The sequence below is a fragment of the Bacteroides pyogenes DSM 20611 = JCM 6294 genome, from assembly GCF_000428105.1.
GTDB classification, from domain to species: domain Bacteria; phylum Bacteroidota; class Bacteroidia; order Bacteroidales; family Bacteroidaceae; genus Bacteroides; species Bacteroides pyogenes.
Genome location: NZ_ATZH01000026.1, coordinates 23454 through 46536 on the forward strand (window position 1 = coordinate 23454; position 23083 = coordinate 46536).

A 23083-nucleotide genomic window follows, 5' to 3' on the forward strand; every position below is an offset into this window, starting at 1 on the left:
TTTTATAGTATGGGATTATTAACAGGAAAGACAGCTATTGTTACCGGTGCTGCTCGCGGTATTGGTAAGGCAATTGCTTTGAAGTTTGCTTCCGAAGGGGCAAATATTGCATTTACTGACCTTCTTATTGACGAGAATGCCGAAAAAACAGCTAAAGAGCTGGAGGCAATGGGGGTGAAAGCCAAAGGATACGCTTCGAATGCAGCCAATTTTGAAGATACGGCAAAAGTTGTAGAAGAAATTCATAACGACTTTGGACGCATTGATATTCTGGTGAACAATGCAGGTATTACTCGTGATGGATTGATGATGCGTATGAGCGAACAGCAATGGGATATGGTAATCAATGTAAATCTGAAGTCGGCATTTAACTTTATACATGCTTGTACGCCGGTGATGATGCGCCAAAAATCGGGTAGTATTATCAATATGGCTTCTGTGGTAGGTGTTCACGGCAATGCCGGGCAAGCCAACTATGCTGCTTCGAAGGCCGGAATGATTGCTTTGGCTAAATCTATTGCTCAGGAACTGGGCTCTCGCGGTATTCGTGCGAACGCTATTGCGCCCGGTTTTATCCTGACGGATATGACAGCCGCTCTTTCAGAAGAAGTAAGAGCAGAGTGGGCGAAAAAAATTCCTTTGCGTCGTGGCGGCACTCCTGAAGATGTGGCAAACATCGCTACTTTTCTGGCTTCTGACATGTCTTCATACGTGTCGGGTCAGGTGATGCAAGTAGATGGTGGTATGAATATGTAGTTCTTCAGGATGACTGTTGTATACGAAGATAATCATATTATTGTAGTCAACAAGACCGTTTCTGAAATTGTACAAGGAGACAAGACGGGGGATATTCCGCTTTCGGATATTGTAAAGCTGTATTTAAAAGAGAAATACCAAAAGCCCGGAAATGTTTTTCTAGGTGTTACACACAGATTAGACCGCCCGGTGAGCGGTCTTGTTGTTTTTGCAAAAACCGGAAAAGCGCTGGCCCGTTTGAATGAAATGTTTCGTACGGGCGAAGTGAAAAAGACTTATTGGGCTGTCGTAAAAAATGTTCCGAAAGAGCCGGAAGGGGAATTAGTTCATTTTTTAGTGCGTAATGAGAAGCAAAACAAAAGTTATGCTTACGAAAAGGAAGTGCCGAATAGCAAAAAGGCTGTTTTGCATTATCGTCTGATTAGCCATTCGAAGACTTACAATCTGCTTGAGGTCGATTTAAAAACCGGACGACATCATCAGATTCGTTGTCAGTTGGCTAAAATGGGATGCCCTATTAAGGGAGATTTAAAATACGGGGCTCAACGTTCGAATCCGGATGGAGGCATATGTTTGCATGCTCGGAAAATATCTTTCGTACATCCTGTTTCGAAAAGACTTATTGAACTTGAGGCTCCTCTACCGGATGGTAGTTTGTGGAAAGAGTTTGGATAGCATAAAAAAGCCATCCCCGGAATAGACAAGTAGGGATGGCTTTTTTGTAGTGTGCTTACTGTTGTTCGGCAAACTGTTCTGTCGGTTCAGTATTAGGCTCTTCCTTGGTGGGCTCAGGTACTGCTGTTGTGTCTTTGGCAGTCGTATCTTTGACAATTGTGTCAGGAGATATTGTGTCATTGACGGCAACAGCCAGCATAACATCGGCAGGGACTATCACAGCTTTTGCAGAGTTCTGAGCCTTCACCAAGAATGAACCACTACAAACAAACATAAACATTGCTACTACTAAGACAATTTTTTTCATTACTGTTTGCTTAATGATTTCTTCAATAAAAGTTTCAAATCTCTCGTTTCAAGTTAAGGAATCGGTTGTTACTATTTTAATGTCTGACATATCTTATTTTTCTATTTATTTATAGTCAAAGCTCGTGCCAAACCAATTTGAGGTTTGCAATCTTTTGATTATTAGATAAATAAGATTCTGATGGAATGTGGAGGTATGTTGAGGATGTGTGGAATGTGTGGATTTATTCCACACTTTTGCTATAATTGAATATCATATAATTTTAATTTATTATACAATGTCTTCCGGTCTATATTCAGTAATCGGGCAGCTTTGCTTTTATTGTTTCCTGTCTGGCGAAGCGCTTCCAGAATCTGTTCTTTTTCCATCTCTTCATTATGCAACGCCATGTTGTCAAAGACAGGAGGGGTTTCTAAAATCTCAGCTCCTAAATCTTCAATAGTAATAAATTTCCCTTGAGCTAATAAAGTTGCCCGTTTTACAAGGTTTTTCATTTGGCGCAGGTTCCCCGGCCAATGGAAATTAAGTAAGGCTTGAGATGATTTGGAATCAAATCCGATGAGCTGCTTATCCAATTCTTTGTTGGCCTGGTCGAGAAAGAAGTTGGCAAAAAGAAGTATATCTTCACGGCGATCTTTCAAATCAGGAATTTGTAAGGTGAACTCGTTGATGCGATGATAGAGGTCTTCTCGGAAAGCTCCTTTTTCTATAGCTTGCTCCAGATTCTCATTAGTGGCGGATATAAGACGAATATCCACATTAATTTCTTGGGTTGAGCCTATCGGACGAATCTTTCGCTCTTGCAGGGCACGAAGTAGCTGCACTTGCACTTCGTAGCTGAGGTTACCGATCTCATCTAAAAAGATCGTACCACCGTTAGCTGCAACAAAAGCTCCCGTCTTATCTGTTAAGGCTCCGGTAAAAGAACCTTTTACATGTCCGAAGAATTCGGATGCCGCCAACTCCTTTGGAATTGCCCCGCAGTCGACCGCGATGAACGCCTGGTCGCTACGTTTACTTAGTTGATGTATGCGATGAGCTACATATTCTTTCCCTGTACCACTGGAGCCGTTGATGAGAACCGACATATTGGTTGGAGCTACCAGCCCCACGTATCCGTAGAGTTGTTTGGCCGCATCGCTTTCCCCTTCGAGAAAAGAGCTTTGATGTTTTTCGTCAGTTTGAGATTCCGCTTTCTTTGTTGCACTTGTTTTATACCCGATAGATACGTTAGAAGTACTTTTTTCTTTCAATGCTTCCGATATCTTTTTCAACAGTTCTTCAGGATTCACCGGTTTGGCTATATAGTCGCCTGCGCCTAATTTTATGGCCTGTACTGCCGATTGTATATCGGCATAGCCGGTCATTATGATTAAAGGTATCGCTATTTGTTCTTTGTTCATCCATTTTAAGAGATCAATACCTTCTTGGTCGGGTAGTCGCAAGTCTGATAAAATCAGATCTACCGTCTGTACTTCAATATATTTTTGAGCACGGGCAATGGTGCTCACAGACGATACTTGAAATCCTTTTTTGCTTAACCAGGTTTTCAGCATCATCCCAAAAGTAATATCATCTTCAACAATTAATATTGATTTCATTTTGCGACCTTTTGCCTCTTTTAAGGGACAAAGATAAGAGATTCCATGTGAAAATAGTATCTTTGCAGACTTAAATTAAATAAAAGTGTTATGAAAAATACGCTATTGTTAGTATTAACCATACTGTTTTGCGGTCTTGTCAGCTGTAAAAGCGGATCTAAAAAAGAAGGAAATATGGATAACCAAACGTTGGTAAGAATTGAAACGAGTTTAGGGGATATTAAAGTTAAGTTGTATAACGAGACGCCCAAACATCGCGATAATTTTATAAAGTTGGCAAAACAGGGAGCCTATGAAGGAACCCTATTCCATCGTGTAATAAAAGATTTTATGATTCAGGCGGGAGATCCTGATTCTAAGAATGCTCCGAAGGGAAAAATGCTAGGAAGCGGTGATGTGGGATACACTCTTCCCGCAGAATTTGTATATCCTCAATTATTTCATAAAAAAGGAGTTTTGTCCGCTGCCCGTCAAGGAGATAATGTGAATCCGAAAAAAGAGTCTTCCGGTTGTCAATTTTACATTGTAACAGGAAAAGTGTTCAACGACTCTACATTGTTGAGCATGGAAAATCAGAAGAATGAAAACCGTGTGAATATTATTTTCAACACATTGGCGCAGAAGCATATGAAAGAAATTTATAAGATGCGGAAAGCGAATGATGAAGACGGACTTTACGAGCTTCAGGAAAAACTCTTTGAAGAGGCTCAAAGAGAGGCTGCGAAAGAACCGGATTTTCATTTTACGGCAGAACAGATAAAAGCTTATACGACAATCGGTGGTACTCCTCATTTGGACGGCGAATATACCGTGTTTGGAGAAGTAGTGGAAGGAATGGAAGTTGTAGAGAAGATACAATGTGTCAAAACCGATCGCAGTGACCGTCCGGAAGAAGATGTGAAAATTTTGAAAGTGGTGGTATTGTAAATTTGGTTATATCATTTCTTCTTGGTAATGAAGATAAACAGGCATGTTCTTGATAACGGGTTGCGTCTGATACATACGCAAGATCAAAGCACCCAAATGGTAGCTTTGAATGTATTATATGATGTAGGTGCTCGCGACGAGCATCCCGATCATACAGGATTTGCTCACCTGTTCGAGCATTTGATGTTTGGAGGATCGCTTCATATTCCCGATTATGATACCCCGCTTCAATTGGCCGGTGGAGAAAATAATGCCTGGACAAATAATGATATTACCAATTATTATCTTACTGTTCCGCGTCAAAATGCTGAAATAGGATTTTGGTTGGAGTCCGATCGAATGTTAAGCTTGAACTTTAGCGAACGAAGTTTAGATATTCAACGGGGAGTAGTGATGGAAGAATTCAAACAACGCTGTTTGAACCAGCCTTACGGGGATGTCGGGCATATCTTGCGCCCCTTGGCTTATCAGGTACATCCTTATCAATATCCCACTATCGGAAAAGAATTGGCTCATATTGCCAATGCGACTTTGGATGAAGTGAAAGAGTTTTTCTTTTGTTTTTATGCGCCTAATAATGCTATATTATCCGTAACCGGCAATATTTCTTTTGAAAAGGCAATCTCTTTGACCGAAAAATGGTTTGCTTCTATTCCTCGTCGCGAAGTGATTCGACGGAAGTTGCAGCAAGAGCCCCAACAAACAGAGGAGAGACGTTTGACTGTTGAACGCAATGTTCCTCTCGATGCTTTATTTATAGCATATCATATGTGCGATCATCATCATCCCGATTATTATGCTTTTGATATATTGTCCGATTTATTGAGTAACGGGTGTTCCAGCCGATTGAATCAGCGCTTAGTTCATAAGAAGCAGCTGTTTTCTAACATCGACGCTTATATATCCGGCAGTGTGGATGCCGGTTTGTTTCATATTTGTGGGAAACCGTCGCCCGGTATTTCATTGGAGCAGGCAGAGGCGGCTGTGTACGAAGAGTTGGAACATTTGCAACAAGAATTTGTCGAGGATTATGAACTTGAGAAAGTGAAAAATAAATTTGAATCGACTCAGATTTTCGGGAATATTAATTATTTGAATGTTGCTACCAATCTGGCATGGTTTGAATTGCTCAATAAAGCTGAAGATATGGAACAAGAGGTAGCGCGTTATCGTTCGGTCACCGCCGAACACCTGCAAAGGGTGGCGCGTGATACTTTCAAAAAAGAGAATCGGGTAGTGCTTTTTTACAACCGTACAGAGAATAAGTAATAAATCGGTTGTCAGATATGTATGAATACAATTTTATTCTTCTAATGGATATCACTTCAAAAATATTATAGCAAAAAGGAAAAAGAATGATAAATAGTTATAGAACATATAAATCGCATTATAAAGCGTTGTTCTTTCTTGGATTGCCGATTGTGATCGGGCAGGTGGGAGTAATTGTTCTCGGGTTTGCCGACACATTGATGATCGGGCATCACAGTACGCTAGAGTTAGGAGCGGCTTCCTTTGTCAATAATGTTTTTAATTTAGCTATTATATTCAGCACCGGATTCTCGTACGGGCTTACGCCTATTGTCGGCGGCCTTTATGGAACACGTCAGTTTCCACCGGCAGGACAGGCGTTGCGTTGCAGTCTCTTGGCCAACTTTCTGGTAGCTGTATTACTTACTCTGATTATGGGAGTGCTTTGGCTGAATGTAGAAAATTTAGGCCAGCCCGAAGAATTAATCCCATTGATAAAGCCATATTATCTTGTGCTTTTGGCATCGTTGGTATTTGTGATGTTGTTTAATGGATTTAAGCAATTTACCGATGGAATAACGGATACGAAAACTGCCATGTGGATATTGTTGGGAGGAAATGTGCTGAACATTATCGGTAACTATCTGCTGATTTATGGAAAACTTGGCTTCCCTGAGTTAGGATTGCTGGGAGCCGGAATTAGTACCTTATTTTCGCGTATCATGATGGTGGTGGTATTTGTTGCAGTGTTTGCCTGGAGCCCTCGTTTTCTTCGTTACAAGATAGGTTTTTTCCGTTTGGGTTGGTCTCGTTCCGTACTTCGTCGTTTAAATGCTTTTGGATGGCCTATCGGACTTCAAATGGGCATGGAAGCCGCTTCTTTCAGTTTGAGCACTGTAATGATCGGTTGGCTGGGCACTATCGCTCTGGCTTCCCATCAAATCATGCTTACCATTTCTCAGTTTACCTTTATGATGTATTACGGCATGGGAGCTGCTGTTGCGGTGAGAGTCAGCAATTTTAAGGGGCAAAACGATATGGTGAACGTACGTCGTTCGGCTTACGCGGGTTTTCATTTGATGATGCTATTGGGCTTCGTCCTTTCTTCGATTGTGTTTTTTTGTCGCAATTATCTGGGAGGCTGGTTTACCGACAGCACCCAAGTGGCAGGAATGGTTACTTCGTTAGTGTATCCCTTTTTAATTTATCAGTTTGGTGATGGATTGCAAATAACCTTTGCCAACGCTTTACGTGGAATTTCGGATGTAAAACCGATGATGTTCATCGCCTTTATAGCCTACTTCCTTATTTCTCTTCCTGTTGGATACTTTTGTGGATTTACATTGGGATGGGGGATAATTGGTGTTTGGATGGCGTTTCCTTTTGGGCTAACCAGTGCCGGTTTAATGCTTTGGTTACGTTTTCGGCAGCAAATCAAGTTGCGGCCTTTAACTTGACATTTAATACATAAAACAGCCTTATGTCTTCTTTTCGTTCTACAAAACTGAAAATAGCTGTTGGCTACTCTTTGCTTCTTGCCATGCTCATTTTTTCTTTGGTATTTGTTTACCATGAGATGGAGAATTTGTCTACGGCGGATAATTTGCAGGATTTGAAAACAGACAGCTTGTTATTGCTTTTGCATGAAAAAGACCGGAATACGATTGAAATGTTACGTGTGCTGAATGAGGCCAATGACAGTTTACTTTCCGCTTCGGAGATAGAAGAAATTATTTCGGAACAAGACTCTGTAATTACACGGCATCGGGTGCAAAATCGTGTGATCACCAAGCGGGATACGTTGGTGACGAAACCTAAGAAAAAAGGTTTTTTCAAACGTTTGGGCGAAGTGTTTGTTCCTTCGAAAAAGGAAACTGCTTTGCTGGTTAACACTTCTCTTGAATTTGCCACCGATACGATCCTTGAACCGTTTGCTGCGACGGATTCTCTCCAATACAAAATACGCATGGCTACCAGGCAAAAACGAATCCGGACAAAAAAAAGCATCCGCAGAAACAGTGACGCATACCAGCGAATGAATGAGTTGTTGACCAACCGAATGGATAGTTTGATTAAAGCATATGAAGTAGATATACTGCAACGATCCAGACAAGAAGCTGAGCTTTATCAGTCTGTCAGGAAACGTTCTTCTCACATTATCGGCGGAATAGCGATCGGCGGCGTATTGCTTTCGGCTATATTTCTTATGTTGGTGATGAGGGATATAACCAGAAAAAACCGCTATCGTAAACAGTTGGAAGAAGCCAATAAGAGAGCCGAGGCGTTATTGGCCGCCCGTGAGAAACTGATGCTGACCATTACGCATGATTTTAAAGCTCCTTTAAGTTCTATTATCGGGTATACCGAACTTCTTTCTCGCTTGACGGAAGATGAACGTCAACGTTTCTATTTGGACAATATGAAGAGTTCGTCAGACCATCTGTTGAAGCTGGTAAGCGATCTTCTCGACTTTCATCGGCTCGATTTGAATAAAGCGGAAGTGAATCGTGTTTCATTTACTCCGGCGCAACTATTCGAAGAGATAGCTGTAAGTTTCAGACCGATAATGGATGAAAAAGGCTTGACGCTGAAATGCTTTGTGGAGCCGGAGCTTTCGGAGAGATATGTCAGCGATCCGCTACGTCTTCGTCAGATTATAAATAATTTATTATCGAATGCTGTGAAGTTTACCGAACAAGGAAGCGTTACTTTGACTGCTGCTTACGAAAATTCACGCTTGACGATTGAAATAACCGACACAGGCAAGGGAATAGCGGCGGAAGATTGTGAACGTATTTTTCAAGAATTCACCCGCTTGCCCGGAGCTCAAGGAGCGGATGGTTTCGGATTGGGCCTTTCAATCGTCCATAAGTTGGTAACTCTGCTCGAAGGAAAGATATATGTAGATAGTACATTAGGTGAGGGAAGCTGTTTTACTGTTGTTGTGCCGTTGTATCCGGTGGCAAAAAGTGTTTGTAGCGATGATGGTCATAAAGAAACCGAGACTTTGCCGGCTGAGGATCGGAATGCCGAAGAGGCGGGTTCTGCCGAAGATTTCCGTATCTTATTGATAGATGATGATAAAATTCAACTTGAGCTGACAGCTGCAATGCTCCGAGAGCAAGGAATTATTGCGGTTTGCTGCCAGCAACTTGACGAACTTATGTGCCAACTGCGGGATTCTACTTTCGACCTTTTGCTGACGGACATACAGATGCCTGCTATCGATGGGTTTGATTTGCTTCGCTTACTGAGAGCGTCGAACATACCTCAGGCGCGACAGATTCCTGTGATAGCCGTCACAGCACGGAGTGAAATGGATGAGGCTGCCTTACGTGAACATGGGTTTACAGGATGCCTGCATAAACCCTTTACTGTGACAGAGCTGATTTCGGCGATTGGTATCAAGCAGATAATGAGGAATGCCGCAGATACATCCCTTAATATGCCGGCACAACCTTCCTCTTCGCTTTGCTTCTCTGCGTTGACAGCGTTTTCCGGAGATGATCCGGAGGCTGCCCGAACCATTGTCCGGACCTTTATTGAGGAAACCGCTAAAAATGCTTCGTGGATGAAACAAGCTTTGGAACACAAAGATGTAGACAAAATATCGGATATGGCACACAAGATTCTTCCCTTATTTACAATAATCAATGCTTCCGATTCTTTACTTGCGCTCAAATGGCTCGAAACCAGACGAGGATCCGACTTCTCTGATGAGGTAGAGCAGATGACCACAAATGTTTTGGAAAGAATCGATAAAGTAATTGATGCTGCCAACAGCTATTTACATAACAGTCTTCCTATCTAATAAGATATAAGCCATATTCTTGTTATGCGCGCTCCAAGTGGCTTTTAAATAACCCCATATTTAAAAAGAATTGCTGAATGTCATTGATTCTAATAATCTTTTTTATATTTGTGCCTTTATAGGCTTAAGAAATGACAATCATTGAAAGATAACATATCGATAGGATGGATAATATGTTTGTTCCTTCTGTTCCCGTTGATGGGAGGAGCAAGCGTTGTACTGAATCCCTATACCCGTGAAGAGATATCGGTAGATTCCATTATCGAACGTGTCATGACTTTTGCTCCTGCTTATGAAACTATTGTGGACGAATATCGCGCCAATCTTTATATCAAGGGCAAAATACATATTCGAAAAAAGAATTTTATTCTTCGTTACGTTCCTTCGATGTTTCGTTTGCAGAAAGGAGTACGCGAATATTTGCTCGAGACATATAGCGAGTTGCATTATACCGCTCCTAACATTTACGATCAGAAAGTGAAAGCTGCCCAGGGAACGGTAAGAGGAACCAAAGGTGTACCCGGACTCCTCGAATATTTCAATATAAACATCTATTCTTCTTCTTTGTTGAAAGACGAACGTTTGCTTTCACCCCTTGCAAAGAACGGCCATAAATATTACACATATCGGATAGACAGTATTATGGGAGACCCTAATAGTCTGGATTATCGGATACGTTTTATTCCTAAGACAAAGAGTGATCAATTGGTTAGCGGATGCATGATTGTCAGCAGCAATGTATGGAGCGTGCGTAAGATAGAATTCTCGGGACGGTCGGAACTAATAACTTTCGCATGTCGTATTTTAATGGGAGAGGTAAACAAACCCGATGAGTTTTTACCGTTACGTTATGATGTTAACGCTTCTTTTAACTTTGTGGGAAATAAAATTGATGGCAACTATACGGCTTCATTGAGCTATAACTCAATTGAGTTGAAAGAAAAGAATGTCCGTAAGAAAGAAAAAAAGAAATATAACCTTTCGGAATCATTTTCTTTACAATGTGATACGAACGCTTATAAAACCGATCCTTCTACTTTTGCCACTCTTCGTCCCATTCCTCTCGATACAAGAGAGAAAGAGCTGTATCGAAAATATGAATCTCGGCAAGATACGGCGTTGAGAATGAAAAAAATGAAAGGACAGTCTTTCTGGGGTACTGTAGGTGATTTGATGGTAGAAGATTATAAAATCAACTTGGCTAATATAGGGAGTTTGCGTTTCTCACCTTTCATCAACCCCTTGTTGTTCAGTTATAGCGGTAGCAATGGTCTTTCTTATCGTCAGGATTTTCGTTACAACAGGTTGTTTAAAGGAGATAGGTTGTTGCGGGTGGTACCGAAATTGGGCTACAACTTCACACGTAAGGAGCTCTATTGGTCGATGAATGCTTCTTTTGAATATTGGCCTCAAAAGAGAGGCTTCTTACGGCTGAACGCCGGAAGCGGGAACCGAATTTACAGCAGTAAAGTGCTGGAAGAGTTGAAAGAGATACCCGATAGTATATTTGACTTTAACCAAATACATCTCGATTATTTTAAAGACTTATACCTGAATGTTTTTCATTCTTGTGAAATAACGAATGGGTTGGAGCTTAGCTTAGGATTTTCATCTCATCAGCGAAAAGCGGTAGAACGCTCCAAATTTGTTTTCGATGGGAGTGCCCCCGTACCTTCTGATGAATTCTTGAGCAAATTTAAAAATACGTATATCAGTTTTGCTCCTCGTGTTCGTGTGGAGTGGACACCGGGCATGTATTATTATATGAACGGAAAACGGAAAATGAATCTGCATTCTTATTATCCCACCTTTTCCATCGATTATGAACGTGGTATCAAAGGGATATTTCATAGTACAGGCGAATATGAGAAGGTGGAGTTCGATATTCAGCATAAAGTGAAAATGGATTTGATGCGTAATATCTATTATCGAATGGGTATGGGGATGTTTACGAATCAGCATGAATTATATTTTGTAGACTTTGCCAACTTCTCCCGTCATAATTTGCCTGTCGGTTGGAATGATGAGATCGGCGGAGTTTTTCAATTGCTTGATGCACGTTGGTATAACTCTTCCCGCAGGTATTTAAGGGCACATTTCACTTATGAAGCTCCATTCCTGGTTTTGAAACATCTGATGAAGCGTACCCGTTATGTACAAAATGAACGTATTTACCTCAGTGCGCTTTCGATGCCTCACTTGCGTCCTTATATAGAGGCCGGATATGGCATAGGAACGCATATCTTTGATTTCGGATTTTTTATAGGAGGAGGGAACTGGAAGTTCGATCAATTGGGATGTAAGTTCACATTCGAGTTGTTCAATCGATAACTTTTTTAAAACGTTACTATTGAGGTCTTGCGGAATCACGGCGGGCTTTGAAAAAAGGCGAGCGTGTCAAAATTAAACTGAGACCTGGGAAAGTTGTGAATTGTAAGAGACAAATATAAAACAGCCCTATCAAACTTCATTTTGAGGTAATGATAGGGCTATTTTACAGCAACTCAAGATTGTCAAGTTTCAGATTGGAAGTTTATCTTCGTTGTATTTGAATTTTGACCTCGTGAATTTCCCCCAAAGGCTCAGTCGGATATTCCGACAGTCCCCTTCTGTTTTGTCAGAAGGGAGGAGCCTGTGGGGACACGAAAATCACACGGAAATGTTTGTTTAAAACAATTTTGCAGGATATTCGCCTGCATCGACCAATGCTTTAATCTTATCTACCACGCTCTGACGATCTTCAGGATAAGTTACTCCAAACCATTTGCTGGTAGTATCGAGTACTTCCACTGTCGCTGTGCCGTCGTTTATCAATTTATCCACCATCAAAGGTATGAAGAACTCGCTTTTCAGATTTTCCATGTTCTTCGGATCGCTCAAGAATGTTTTGAAGAATTCGTAGCTGTAAGCAAAGTAGTCCGGCGTGAATCCCCAGAAATTCATGCTGACGGGTGTATTGTCGGGAGTGGCTACCCATTCGCCGTTATCATCGATATACTTCACCTCACCGTCGATACGCTGAATTTTGGTGCGCTCTACAACCGAAGTCAACAGATTGCGGTCATCGGTTTCACAGATGCCGCGAGACACTGTTCCGCTTTCACTCAAAGTATTTCCCACACGGAAACCGACCATGGAGTAAACGTGTTTTGAGTTTTCAGGAAGAGCGGAAAGAAATTTTCCCATTACGCGAAATGAGTCGCGTCCGTAAAAGTCGTCGCAATTAATCACGGCAAAAGGCTCTTTTATCACCTCCGATCCCATCATTACCGCATGGTTTGTCCCCCAAGGTTTCGTACGTTCCGGAGGGCAGGTAAAACCTTCGGGGAGAGCGTCCAACGACTGGAAAACCATTTCGCAAGGAATGTGTCCTTCGTATTTAGAGATAATTTTATCACGAAAATCCTGCTCGAAATCTTTGCGGATAACAAAGACGAGCTTGCCGAATCCCGCGTTAATCGCATCATATATGGAATAATCCATGATTGTTTCACCATTAGGGCCCAGTCCGTCTAATTGTTTCAATCCTCCGTAACGGCTGCCCATACCGGCCGCCAATAAGAATAAAGTTGGTTTCATAAGTTCTGTAATATTTTAAAAGGTTAGTGATGTCAACGGCATCAGATCTTACTGCAAAAGTACGAATTTTATTATTTAAAACGGATAACCGATGGCAAAATGGATACCTAAATTTTTCAGGAAGCTTCCGGTAACATTATAGTATCCTTTCCGGTCGGTATTATAAGGAAGGTGCAAAGGCACTCCAAAGTCGAGCCGGAACACCATGATATCCATGTTGTAGCGCAGGCCTGCTCCGGTTCCCAAGGCAATCTGTTTGGCAAACGTCTTCAATCGGAGCCGAGTATCCTCTCCTTTCTCATCTTCACGTAACATCCACACATTGCCTGCGTCCAGAAACATGGCGCCCCAAAGACTTTTGAATATACGGAAGCGGTACTCCGCGTTCGCCTCCATGCGGAAAGTACCTGTCTGATCGAGATAAGAGTAACGGCTTTCTTCCGGATGATAGCCTCCGGGGCCGATGCTGCGTATTGTAAAAGCCCGTATGCTATTGGCTCCTCCTACATAAAACTGTTCGCTATAGGGAGCGATCAAAGCATTGCCGTATGTGAAGAGTGCGCCTAAAGCCAAGCGGGTGGCTATTTTGTTGTTTCGATCCATGTTCCACAGATAGCGGAACTCCGAATTCAGTTTTATAAACTGAGCAAAAGGCGCGCCCAACAAGTTCTTTTCTTTTTCATCGAAAGGCTTTCCGGAAGCCCGGTAGATTACCGAAGTCAGGTTTCCTGCCGAAGCGGCTGTCGTTTGCCACCATATCGGATTTCTCACTCTGCGCAACGAAGCATTATCGTACGTATAAGTATATTCCATAGCCGGAATAAACTGATTCTGCAAACTGGTATAAAGCGCCCTGTTTTCCTTTGCTATCTCTTTAAACTCCTCCGACTGGTATTGCAATACATTAAAATTCAATTTAAAGGGTGTAAGACTATGTTTGCTTACACGTGTGGGATGAAAATCGTAAGTGGCATTTCCCCCAAACGACAGCAGCTTATAATATTTGGCTCTGTTGAGTTGGTTCACATATACACGGAAAGTGGTTGTGGCAGGAAAGTCGAACTCTCGTTTGCCGAAACGTGGAAAAACAACCCTCGGAAAGGTTAGGGATGTGGAAAGTCCCATTTCCCAGCTATTCATCAATGAATTTTTCTTCCCCGATCCTGTTTGCCATTCGTAAGAGCCTTTTAATTGCACGTTCCAGCTTTCGCCTCCTCCGAACACATTGTTCCGGGTTACGCCGAAAGAGGCGCCCGGTCCTGCCTGGTCGTTACTCTTGGTAACCACGTTTACTTCCAGTTCGGCATCCAAAGGCTTCGCAAAAGAGGCTTGTAACTGTATGTCGAGTGTGTCGGAAACCCCAATGGTATCTCGAGGGATATATTGCAAATCGAGATAACTGAAGATAGCCAATTGACTCAACTTCTCCTGAATCTGCTCCTGTCGGTGCTGATTGTACAATCGATTGGAGCCGGACATACGTTTTTGCTCATTCTTCACATACTCCTGATAGTTCAACCAACGGTAAAGCATGTTGGGACGCACTCTCAGTTTCTCATGATAATGAATGAGTATATCTTTGTACCGAACGCTGTCGGTGGGCGATTCTCCGTTTTTCCCAAACAGATAAACCGATACATTGCCTAAATAATATTGCCTTTGGGCAGCAGCCGGCAAACCCGGCACAGGTGTGAGGCGAAGACTGATGTGTCCTCCGGGAACCAATGTCGTATCTGCTTGATATGTCATATAATCCGGACGGAAATAGAAGTATCCTCTGTTGCGCAACAAGCTGCTGATACGGGTGCGTTCCTCATCCAGTTCCACGACATTGAACTGTTCTCCCGGAGTAATGTAAGAGTTTTGTCGTCCGCTTTCTATAATCTCCAATGTATGAGGAGTGAAACGGTGATAATAAATTGTATCAATAAAATAAGGGTTCTTCATGTCTACCGTATAGCGTACAGACGCTTTCAAACTGTCTTTCTTGTCGAAGATTGTTTCGTAGGTTACTTTCCCATTGAAATATCCGTAGTCGCGAAGTATGTTGCCGGCTATCTTTACCCTGATATCGGGGTTGACTGTGGAAATGAATACAGGCGGATTGGCTGCAAAGCGTTTAAACATCCATCTTCCCAATCCTTTTTCATAATTTACAAAATTATTATACATCCACATTTTAAAGGGAATTGGCAGAAAACCTCCCATTATCTTCGTGCTGGGAGTTTTGTCAAGAGCTGCGTGAATTTCGGTCATCGCTGTTTGCCCCGTGCGAGTTTTCGGTTCGTTCAAGACTTTTGTTTTCTGTCCTGTATAAAGCACCTCTCCTTTAGGCAGGTTTTTTGTAAGCGAACAGCCGCTTAACAGGTACAAGGAGCAGACGATCAACAAAACCCCGCATTTCTTGCTGCTATATAATAAACCTTTCATATTTCCGAATCTTTTCTTTATTGTGTGTCATTTTTGCTTTTTCTATCTTTCTTCCTTCTGAAGATGAACAATTCGCTCAGTTTGTCCAACTTTTTACGGAATACCATTCCGACACCCGCCTCCGTTATTTCTCCTTCAAGTATGCTCTCGTAGTTTTTATCGTAGAACAGCCGGACGTAACGAGTGCCTGCCGGGTCTAAGCGATACTCCAAAGATAAATTGTCGATGAAGGTTTCGGCATCGTTCTCTACATTCTGTCCGGTAGATACTTTCCCGCCTATAACGATACGGAAACGATTGTTAAGGAACCGGTGCGAATAACGGAAGCTATAGTCGGTTCGTTTCCCGCCGGCTTCTGCGTCATCGTGTCCTTCGATGCCGAAGGAAAAACTGGCATTCTTCAGATTTCCCATCAACGCATTGATCTGGCTGGTCAGTACAGAGTTGATTGCCGCGCCCATATTCAATAGATTTCCGCTTCGGGCGCCGCTGCCGATCGGGCCTGTTCCCAAATATGTTTTCGCCACCATAATATAAAGCGCCTGTTTACCCCTTTCTTGCGAATCCATAGCGGCAAGCTGATTCTGAATGGTAGCATCGTCGGGGGCTTCTACATCGAAGGCGAAAGAGATCCGGTCCAACCGTTCTTTGACAATTATAGAAACATCGAAATTTACCATTCGCGAATTTCCACGTTCTCCGTCGGCTACAGAAGCGCGTATGCGGTCGGTCGCTTTGAACTTCAATGTCGGTTTCCTCGGATCGCCCACCCAGTCTATATAACTTCCGTTTTCTATTTCAAATTCTTTTGCAGCAATTACCGGTAACGAATATTTCATCAATCCGCCGGTCAAGGTGTAACGCCCCGTTAGATTCAAATCTCCTTGCGGAGTATGCTTCAACGACAAGTCGCCTCCTCCTTCGAGTTCTATTCTGTCATTGCCCTCTAAGTCCAAATCAACTTTCAAGCGAACCGAGGGGTCGATGTGTACCGTCATATTCATATCGAGTCCGCCCAGGGAAACGCTTGGAACCTCCTTGCGCTTCACTTCGATGGTATCTCTGAATGACGTGAAGGTAACCATGCTTCCCAAACGATCTTGCACCGTAAGCGGCGAGTCGGTTAAAATATACGCCACATCCGTGCTGCCCAACAGGTTTATATTCCCACGCATCACCAACCCGTCTAAAGGTCCTTTGACAGATGCCCGCAAGTCGGCCAATACTTTTCCGTATACCAAACTTTCACGGGTGCGGTCGGCATCCAACAGGAGATAGTTGTCGGCGAACATGTTTAAACTTGCTACCGGACGTTTCATGTCGCGGAAGTCGATATACCCGTCGATTGTGAACGGATTATTTCCTGTGGTATAAATAGCCAGTTTATCAAAATCCAATCGGTTGTCCGTTAGTCTTATCGGACGATGATCGAGCCGGAATCGGGCGGCATACTGGCGAGACGCCACAACAGCGGTGTCCATCACCAGCTCGCCGTTTACCAATGGTTTGTCGGTCTGCCCTGTTATATGCAAGTCTCCATTCATGGCTCCCGACAGCGTCACTACTTGATTGGGAATAAATGCGTTCGCTATGCGAAGCGGGAAACGTGCTAATTGTGTGATGACCTCTACATTATCGCTTCCTTGTCCGGCAGGAATTAATTTACCGTCAATCGTCATGACTTCTTCCTGTTCATGAGTCAAGTATCCGTTCAAATATTGCTTTCCTTGTTCGCCGGGCAACCAAGTAGCCCCCAATGAGATATTCCCAATCGGTTGACGTTCGTAAGCCAGTTCGTTCATAAACACTTCCGCCGAAACCTGAAGTTCCTTCTCCGACTGAATATAATGGGCTTCGGCCGAAAACAAACCTGTTATTTCCGGGAAGTAAGGAAGCATGTCGCTTAGTTCATTCAAACGAATCCGATGAATTTCGACATTGATATTCTGCAGAGACGTTGTGTCTTCTTCCACCGAGTGGGCGCGAAAAGCCATACCTTCATCACTGGCCATGTCTACATTGGCATATACCCGTTTGTTTTTATGCAGATAAACCCAATTGCTGTTTTCTTTAAAATGGAATTTGCGGAATGCGACGACGGGTTCTTCGGGGATAAGCCGGAATATCAATCCGTCGCCTTTGCCATCCCCCTCGGTCGAAGGACGTACATTGACGCCTAATAAAGCTCCTTGTTGTCCTTGCTTGTTTTTATATTCAACCATCAATTCGGCGTCCCGGTTGCGTACAGTCCCCGTCAATGTGGCGGCAAAAGAAAACTGCGGATTATTGGGCGCGTTGATTACGCCTCCCTTGAAATCCATTTGCGCGGTATCTTGCTTCACCGTAAAAAAGATAGTATCCAATTGCAGGGTGTCTACTTTCAGCAAATGAACAGCCGCGATGGCATTCATCCCCCAGTCGGGGGCGGTGGAGGCTTTTACGGAAATCTCATGAAAATCAATATCCTTCATTTCCAGATAATCTGCCAGCGGATTCTCTTTTCCGGCGGAAAAAGAGAGAACGGCTGTTGGCAAAGATTGGCGCAATTCCGCATGGTTCAGCATTTTTTCATCGAGTTGCTTCTTCAATACCTCAACAAACTCTCCGGTCTGATGTATAAACGGCTGTATGCCGGAGAGAGCATCGAGGCGGATATCCATATCTCCGGAAACCAAGCGGGTTAATACTTGATTCTTACGAAACTCGGCTCCAAAGCTAAAAGCTGTTTCCTGTTTCGTCGGTTTGGGGACTATTCCCAGTTTGTACAAATCGATTCGGTCTACATCGACATTCAATTCTCCGTCCGGATATTTGCGCGCCAAATTATATGCTCCATCAGCTGTCATTTTCAGCAAATCATTATCGCTCGTAATCTGTGCTGTGGCTAAAGCCCCTTTCAGGTTCCCGTCCAAATGAATATTCGACAGGTGGTAGTTGCTGTAATGGAGGGTGTCTACCGAAAGAGTTACCTTGGCCAGTGAGCCATAAGATGAGAAATCCAGCCCTTTTCCGCTAATATCGGAAGAAAGAGACAGCTCGTATATGGAATCTTTCGGCAGGAAATGGTGAAGCTGGAAGTTGTCTACTTTCAGCCGGGCGCTGTACATTTCGGACGAGCTGTTTAATGCGCCCGACAGATGTATGTTGCCGGTTCCCTCTTGCAGATGGAGTCCGGCTCTATATTGCGGTCCTTCTAATTCGAACTTTCCTTTCAGCTTCATACTGTCGGGAATTGCAATCGATCCGTCAAGAGGCTTCCCGTTCAGGGTTGCCAGGAAATCAAGTTTTTGGGTAAGGATATCTAAATCCAGCTCCCCCGAACGGCTCAGGCTATCGGACCAATTGGTCAGAAAGCCTTCTCCTTTCATCGAGAAAGCTCCCGGCAAATCAATGGTAAGAGGCAATAGCTTCACTTCTTTCAGGTCGCCCTCCATCCCGCCTTGAATCATCAGCGGGCGAAAAGGATATGACTCCTTGAAAGATTCCGGTAATCCGCCGGCAAACAAGATGATATCTTCTTTTCCCAAATAGGCTTTCAATCGGGCGAAAACCGTTCCTCCGGCGGAAGCATTCATCAGATCCCAATGAGTGCGTGCCGAAAGCGATATGTCCGAATGCGGAGTGAGCAGTTTCAATCGCGGCACTCCAATAATGGAGTCGTTGGAGAAGATTTCTCCTGTAAAAGAAGTGACGTTTATGCCGGAACGCTCGTTCATACTCAACTCGCGGACCACTGCTTTCATGTTTCTGCCTTGGTAGAGCAAAGAGTCCAATCCGATATGCAGATCGCGCACGGCTATGTGCGAAGCGTCGAAACCTTCGCGAGGTTCTGAGGCGCCGATGTCATAACGCATACTTCCTTCTGAGAGCCGAAGCTGTTTCAATCCGTAGAATTGCCGTTGCAAATCGATCATCCCCTCTTTCATTGTTGCCGTTCCGATGTGAGCCGCGACGCGCGCCGTATCCGAAAGTGTCAGCATGCTGAAAGAAACGTTTTCCAGTTTTAACCGGCGAAGATCGATCTTCCAATTCACCGGCGAAGATGCCGTCGTGTCTTCGGCAACGGTTATCGTATCATTCATCAGCAGCTGTACATGGGTATTGGAAAGCTCGGCACGATTGACAAGCGCAGTTTCTTTTTTTAAATCGACTCCGTCGCTTCTCAGTATAAAGCTCCCGATAACGCCCCGTATCCGCATTTCTTTTATCAGATGGGCGGTATTGACGGAGGCTTGTTGCAGAGAGACATTATCTACTACCACCGTTCCTTTGAGCAACGGTATCAGGCGAACTTTGACATTCAAGCTCTCCAACGACAACAGGGTATCGGGCGAATGAATTACTTCTACTCCGCGCACTAACAGATTAAGAGGGAAACGCAAGTCGATCCGGCGAACGCGGATATCCATCCCTGTAGATTTCGAAGCGTAAGCAGTCACCTCGCGTCGCAAAAGATTTTGGACAGGAGGAACATAGAGTAACACAATCAGTATTACGAATAGCAATATAGGGGTAAGCAACGTCCAGCCCACCCGTTTTACCCATTTCCGTTTCATGCAGCAGTAAGTATCAATATTGAGAACACTACAAAGGAAACAAAATATTTCGTAAAACAACCATTTTTACAGAAACAAAATAGAAGCGATCGGGCAAATCGGCTGTTTTTATTGAATGATGAGAAATGGCACAGATACAGGGCGGTTGCGTTGAAAAGCATCTGTGTTTACAAATGAAGAGGCGTTCTGCGGGCTAAGATGAGGTGCGGTTCGACCGGTTTTGTCGGTCGCGTGGCAAGGCAACTCTCTATATAATGAAGAGGCGGAGGGGGTTGCTCCCGTACAAAAACGATATTTGCCGAAGTCATCCTTGCTTACACAAAAGGCCGGAAAGGAGAAATTCAAAAGCGTTGATACGATGGAACGGAAACTTCTTTTGGGTGAAACAGAGGCTCTGCTTCGATGAAACAGAGGCTCTGCTTCGATGAAACAGAGCCTCTCTTTCGATAAAACAGAGGCTCTCTTTCGATAAAACAGAGGCTCTCTTTTGATGAAACAGAGGCTCTCTTTTGATGAAACAGAGGCTCTCTTTTGATGAAACAAAAAGTTTCCCGCCGATGAAACAAAAGTTTCCCACCGGGGAAACAAAAGTTTCCTGCTGGGGAAACAAAAGTTTCCCACTGATGAAACAAAAGTTTCCCATCGGGGAAACTAACCTGTTTGACAATTTGAAGCTTTTGCTTTATAGCTTTCAATGTTTGAAACAAATAGGCTTCCCCACATGAAGCCGGCATGTCGGAACAAAGTCGCAATGTCCCATCTTCCGAGTGCGGCTTGTCTCTGTCGCTTAATGTCTGTTCCGTTGAATCGACAGAATCTGCCATTTGGAGGCTTACTGCTGAAAAAGTAAGCTTTTTCTCGAAATTACCCCATAAAAAAGAAGGGTGGTTTCAAGAAAATGGGTAATTTTGCAGCATCAACCCACAAAAAAGAGTACATCTATGTCGAAAATGAGATTTTTTGCCCTGCAAGAACTTTCCACTCGGAAGCCTTTGAAGGTTGTCGCTCCTTCCAACAAGCTTTCCGATTATTATGGTAGCCATGTGTTCGATCGCAAGAAGATGCAGGAGTATCTTCCCAAAGAAGCTTATAAAGCTGTAATTGAAGCCAATGAAAAAGGCACTCCAATCAACCGCGAGATGGCGGACTTGATAGCCAACGGTATGAAGAGCTGGGCGAAATCGCTCAATGTGACGCATTATACACACTGGTTTCAACCTCTGACAGACGGAACCGCCGAAAAACATGATGGATTTATTGAATTCGGTGAAGATGGTGAAGTCATCGAACGCTTTTCCGGAAAACTGCTGATTCAGCAAGAACCCGACGCTTCCTCCTTCCCTAACGGAGGAATCCGCAACACGTTCGAAGCGAGGGGATATACGGCGTGGGACGTTTCTTCACCGGCTTTTGTAGTAGACACTACGCTTTGCATTCCCACCATATTTATTTCTTATACGGGTGAAGCGCTCGATTACAAGACTCCTTTGCTGAAAGCCCTTGGAGCCGTAGACAAAGCGGCCACCGAAGTTTGCCAGCTTTTCGACAAGAACATTACGCGCGTGTACACTAATCTCGGATGGGAACAGGAATATTTCCTTGTCGACTCTTCTTTATACAATGCACGTCCCGATCTTTGCCTCACAGGTCGTACGCTGATGGGGCATTCTTCTGCCAAAGACCAACAACTGGAAGATCATTATTTCGGTTCCATTCCTCCGCGTGTGACCGCTTTTATGAAGGAACTTGAAATAGAATGCCATAAACTCGGAATTCCCGCCAAAACAAGACACAACGAAGTGGCGCCCAATCAGTTCGAACTGGCTCCGGTATTTGAAAACTGCAACCTGGCCAACGACCATAACCAGCTCGTCATGGACTTGATGAAGCGCATTGCCCGCAAACATCATTTCAACGTGCTACTGCATGAGAAGCCTTACAACGGGGTCAACGGATCGGGGAAGCATAACAATTGGTCGTTATGCACGGATACGGGAATAAACCTTTTCACTCCCGGAAAAAACCCGAAGGGGAATATGCTTTTTCTTACTTTCCTTGTAAATGCGCTGATGATGGTTTACAAGAATCAAGACTTGCTGCGGGCTTCGATTATGAGCGCCGGAAACAGTCACCGTCTGGGAGCCAATGAAGCTCCTCCCGCTATTTTGTCGTGCTTTTTAGGAAGAGAGCTGTCGGCTACTCTGGACGAAATAGTACGTCAGGTGGGAAATGATAAAATGACTCCCGAAGAGAAGACTACGCTTAAGCTCGGGATCGGGCGAATCCCCGAAATCTTACTCGACACGACCGACCGCAACCGTACATCTCCTTTTGCCTTCACCGGAAACCGCTTCGAATTCCGGGCGGCAGGATCTTCTTCCAATTGCGCGGCGGCGATGATTGCTATCAACGCCGCCATGGCAAACCAGCTCAATGAATTCCGCGCTTCTGTGGAGAAGCTCATGGAAGATGGCGTGGGTAAGGATGAAGCTATCTTCCGTACATTGAAAGAGACCATTATAGCTTCCGAACCTATACGTTTTGAAGGCGACGGATACTCTGAAGAATGGAAACAGGAGGCAGCCCGCCGGGGACTGACAAACATTTGCCATGTGCCGCAAGCGCTGATGCATTATGTAGACAACCAATCGAAAGCGGTACTCATCGGCGAACGGATATTTAATGAAATGGAATTGAATTGCCGGTTGGAGGTCGAGCTCGAGAAATATACGATGAAGGTGCAAATTGAAAGTCGTGTGTTGGGCGACCTTGCCATTAACCACATTGTTCCTATCGCCGTCGCTTATCAAAACAGGCTTCTTGAGAATCTGCGCGGCTTGAAAGAGGTCTTTTCTGCGGAAGAATACGAGCAAATGAGCGTCGACCGCAAAGACCTGATTCGTGAAATATCACGCAGAGTTACGGCGATTAAAATATTGGTTCGCGAAATGACCGAAGCACGCAAGGTGGCCAATCGCAAAGAAAATTATAAAGAAAAAGCATTCGATTACGAAGAAAAAGTACGACCTTACCTCGATAGCATACGCGATCATATCGACCATTTGGAAATGGAAGTGGACGATGAAATATGGCCGTTGCCCAAATACAGGGAATTGCTGTTCACCAAATAGCATCTCTTTTTTCCTTTATTCATTTTTTTTTTCACATTTTCTTTTTACTTTTGTGCTATATA

General features: G+C 43.7%; 13 protein-coding genes. 8 read left to right on the plus strand and 5 right to left on the minus strand.

What is annotated here, in order from left to right; all coding sequences use genetic code 11:
* The first annotated feature begins 9 nt into the window (after positions 1–9).
* Both fabG and C234_RS0107440 read left to right on the plus strand, forming a co-directional pair.
* Entirely contained in the window at positions 10–756 is a 747-nt protein-coding gene (gene fabG / locus C234_RS0107435) for a 3-oxoacyl-[acyl-carrier-protein] reductase (protein WP_027325236.1), read from the plus strand.
* A 9-nt stretch (positions 757–765) separates the two neighbouring features.
* Entirely contained in the window at positions 766–1431 is a 666-nt protein-coding gene (locus tag C234_RS0107440) for an RluA family pseudouridine synthase (RefSeq protein WP_027325237.1), read from the plus strand.
* A gap of 55 nt (positions 1432–1486) precedes the next feature.
* Here the strand turns inward: C234_RS0107440 and C234_RS17765 are convergent, their stop codons facing one another.
* On the minus strand, positions 1487–1738 hold the full coding sequence (locus tag C234_RS17765) for a hypothetical protein (RefSeq protein WP_027325238.1): 252 nt from the start codon (positions 1736–1738) through the stop codon (positions 1487–1489).
* Between the two features lie 239 nt (positions 1739–1977).
* Complete coding sequence (locus tag C234_RS0107450) at positions 1978–3339, minus strand: sigma-54-dependent transcriptional regulator (RefSeq protein WP_027325239.1); 1362 nt, start codon at positions 3337–3339, stop codon at positions 1978–1980.
* 90 nt (positions 3340–3429) lie between these two features.
* On the opposite strand from C234_RS0107450, the gene C234_RS0107455 reads away from it, so the two are divergent.
* The 5 genes from C234_RS0107455 to C234_RS0107475 all read left to right on the plus strand — a co-directional run bounded on the left by C234_RS0107455 (position 3430) and on the right by C234_RS0107475 (position 11656).
* Positions 3430–4266 (plus strand): peptidylprolyl isomerase, encoded by an 837-nt coding sequence (locus tag C234_RS0107455; RefSeq protein ID WP_027325240.1) that lies wholly within the window; start codon positions 3430–3432, stop codon positions 4264–4266.
* Positions 4267–4293: 27 nt separating this feature from the next.
* Positions 4294–5535, plus strand: coding sequence for a M16 family metallopeptidase (locus C234_RS0107460; RefSeq protein WP_027325241.1), 1242 nt, complete (start codon positions 4294–4296; stop codon positions 5533–5535).
* Positions 5536–5621: 86 nt separating this feature from the next.
* On the plus strand, positions 5622–6971 hold the full coding sequence (locus C234_RS0107465; RefSeq protein WP_027325242.1) for an MATE family efflux transporter: 1350 nt from the start codon (positions 5622–5624) through the stop codon (positions 6969–6971).
* Between the two features lie 23 nt (positions 6972–6994).
* Positions 6995–9325, plus strand: coding sequence for a hybrid sensor histidine kinase/response regulator (locus tag C234_RS0107470; protein WP_027325243.1), 2331 nt, complete (start codon positions 6995–6997; stop codon positions 9323–9325).
* A gap of 198 nt (positions 9326–9523) precedes the next feature.
* On the plus strand, positions 9524–11656 hold the full coding sequence (locus C234_RS0107475; RefSeq protein WP_081688138.1) for a DUF5686 family protein: 2133 nt from the start codon (positions 9524–9526) through the stop codon (positions 11654–11656).
* A gap of 336 nt (positions 11657–11992) precedes the next feature.
* On the opposite strand, the gene C234_RS0107480 is transcribed toward C234_RS0107475, so the two are convergent.
* The 3 genes from C234_RS0107480 to C234_RS0107490 form a co-directional block, all read right to left on the minus strand.
* Complete coding sequence (locus C234_RS0107480) at positions 11993–12904, minus strand: nucleotidyltransferase family protein (RefSeq protein ID WP_027325245.1); 912 nt, start codon at positions 12902–12904, stop codon at positions 11993–11995.
* A gap of 75 nt (positions 12905–12979) precedes the next feature.
* Positions 12980–15334, minus strand: a complete 2355-nt coding sequence (tamL, locus tag C234_RS0107485) for a translocation and assembly module lipoprotein TamL (RefSeq protein WP_027325246.1) — start codon at positions 15332–15334, stop codon at positions 12980–12982.
* A 17-nt stretch (positions 15335–15351) separates the two neighbouring features.
* Entirely contained in the window at positions 15352–19890 is a 4539-nt protein-coding gene (locus C234_RS0107490) for a translocation/assembly module TamB domain-containing protein (RefSeq protein WP_027325247.1), read from the minus strand.
* Between the two features lie 941 nt (positions 19891–20831).
* Between C234_RS0107490 and C234_RS0107505 the strand changes: the two genes are divergently transcribed.
* Positions 20832–23021, plus strand: a complete 2190-nt coding sequence (locus C234_RS0107505; protein ID WP_027325250.1) for a glutamine synthetase III family protein — start codon at positions 20832–20834, stop codon at positions 23019–23021.
* Positions 23022–23083 lie beyond the last annotated feature (62 nt).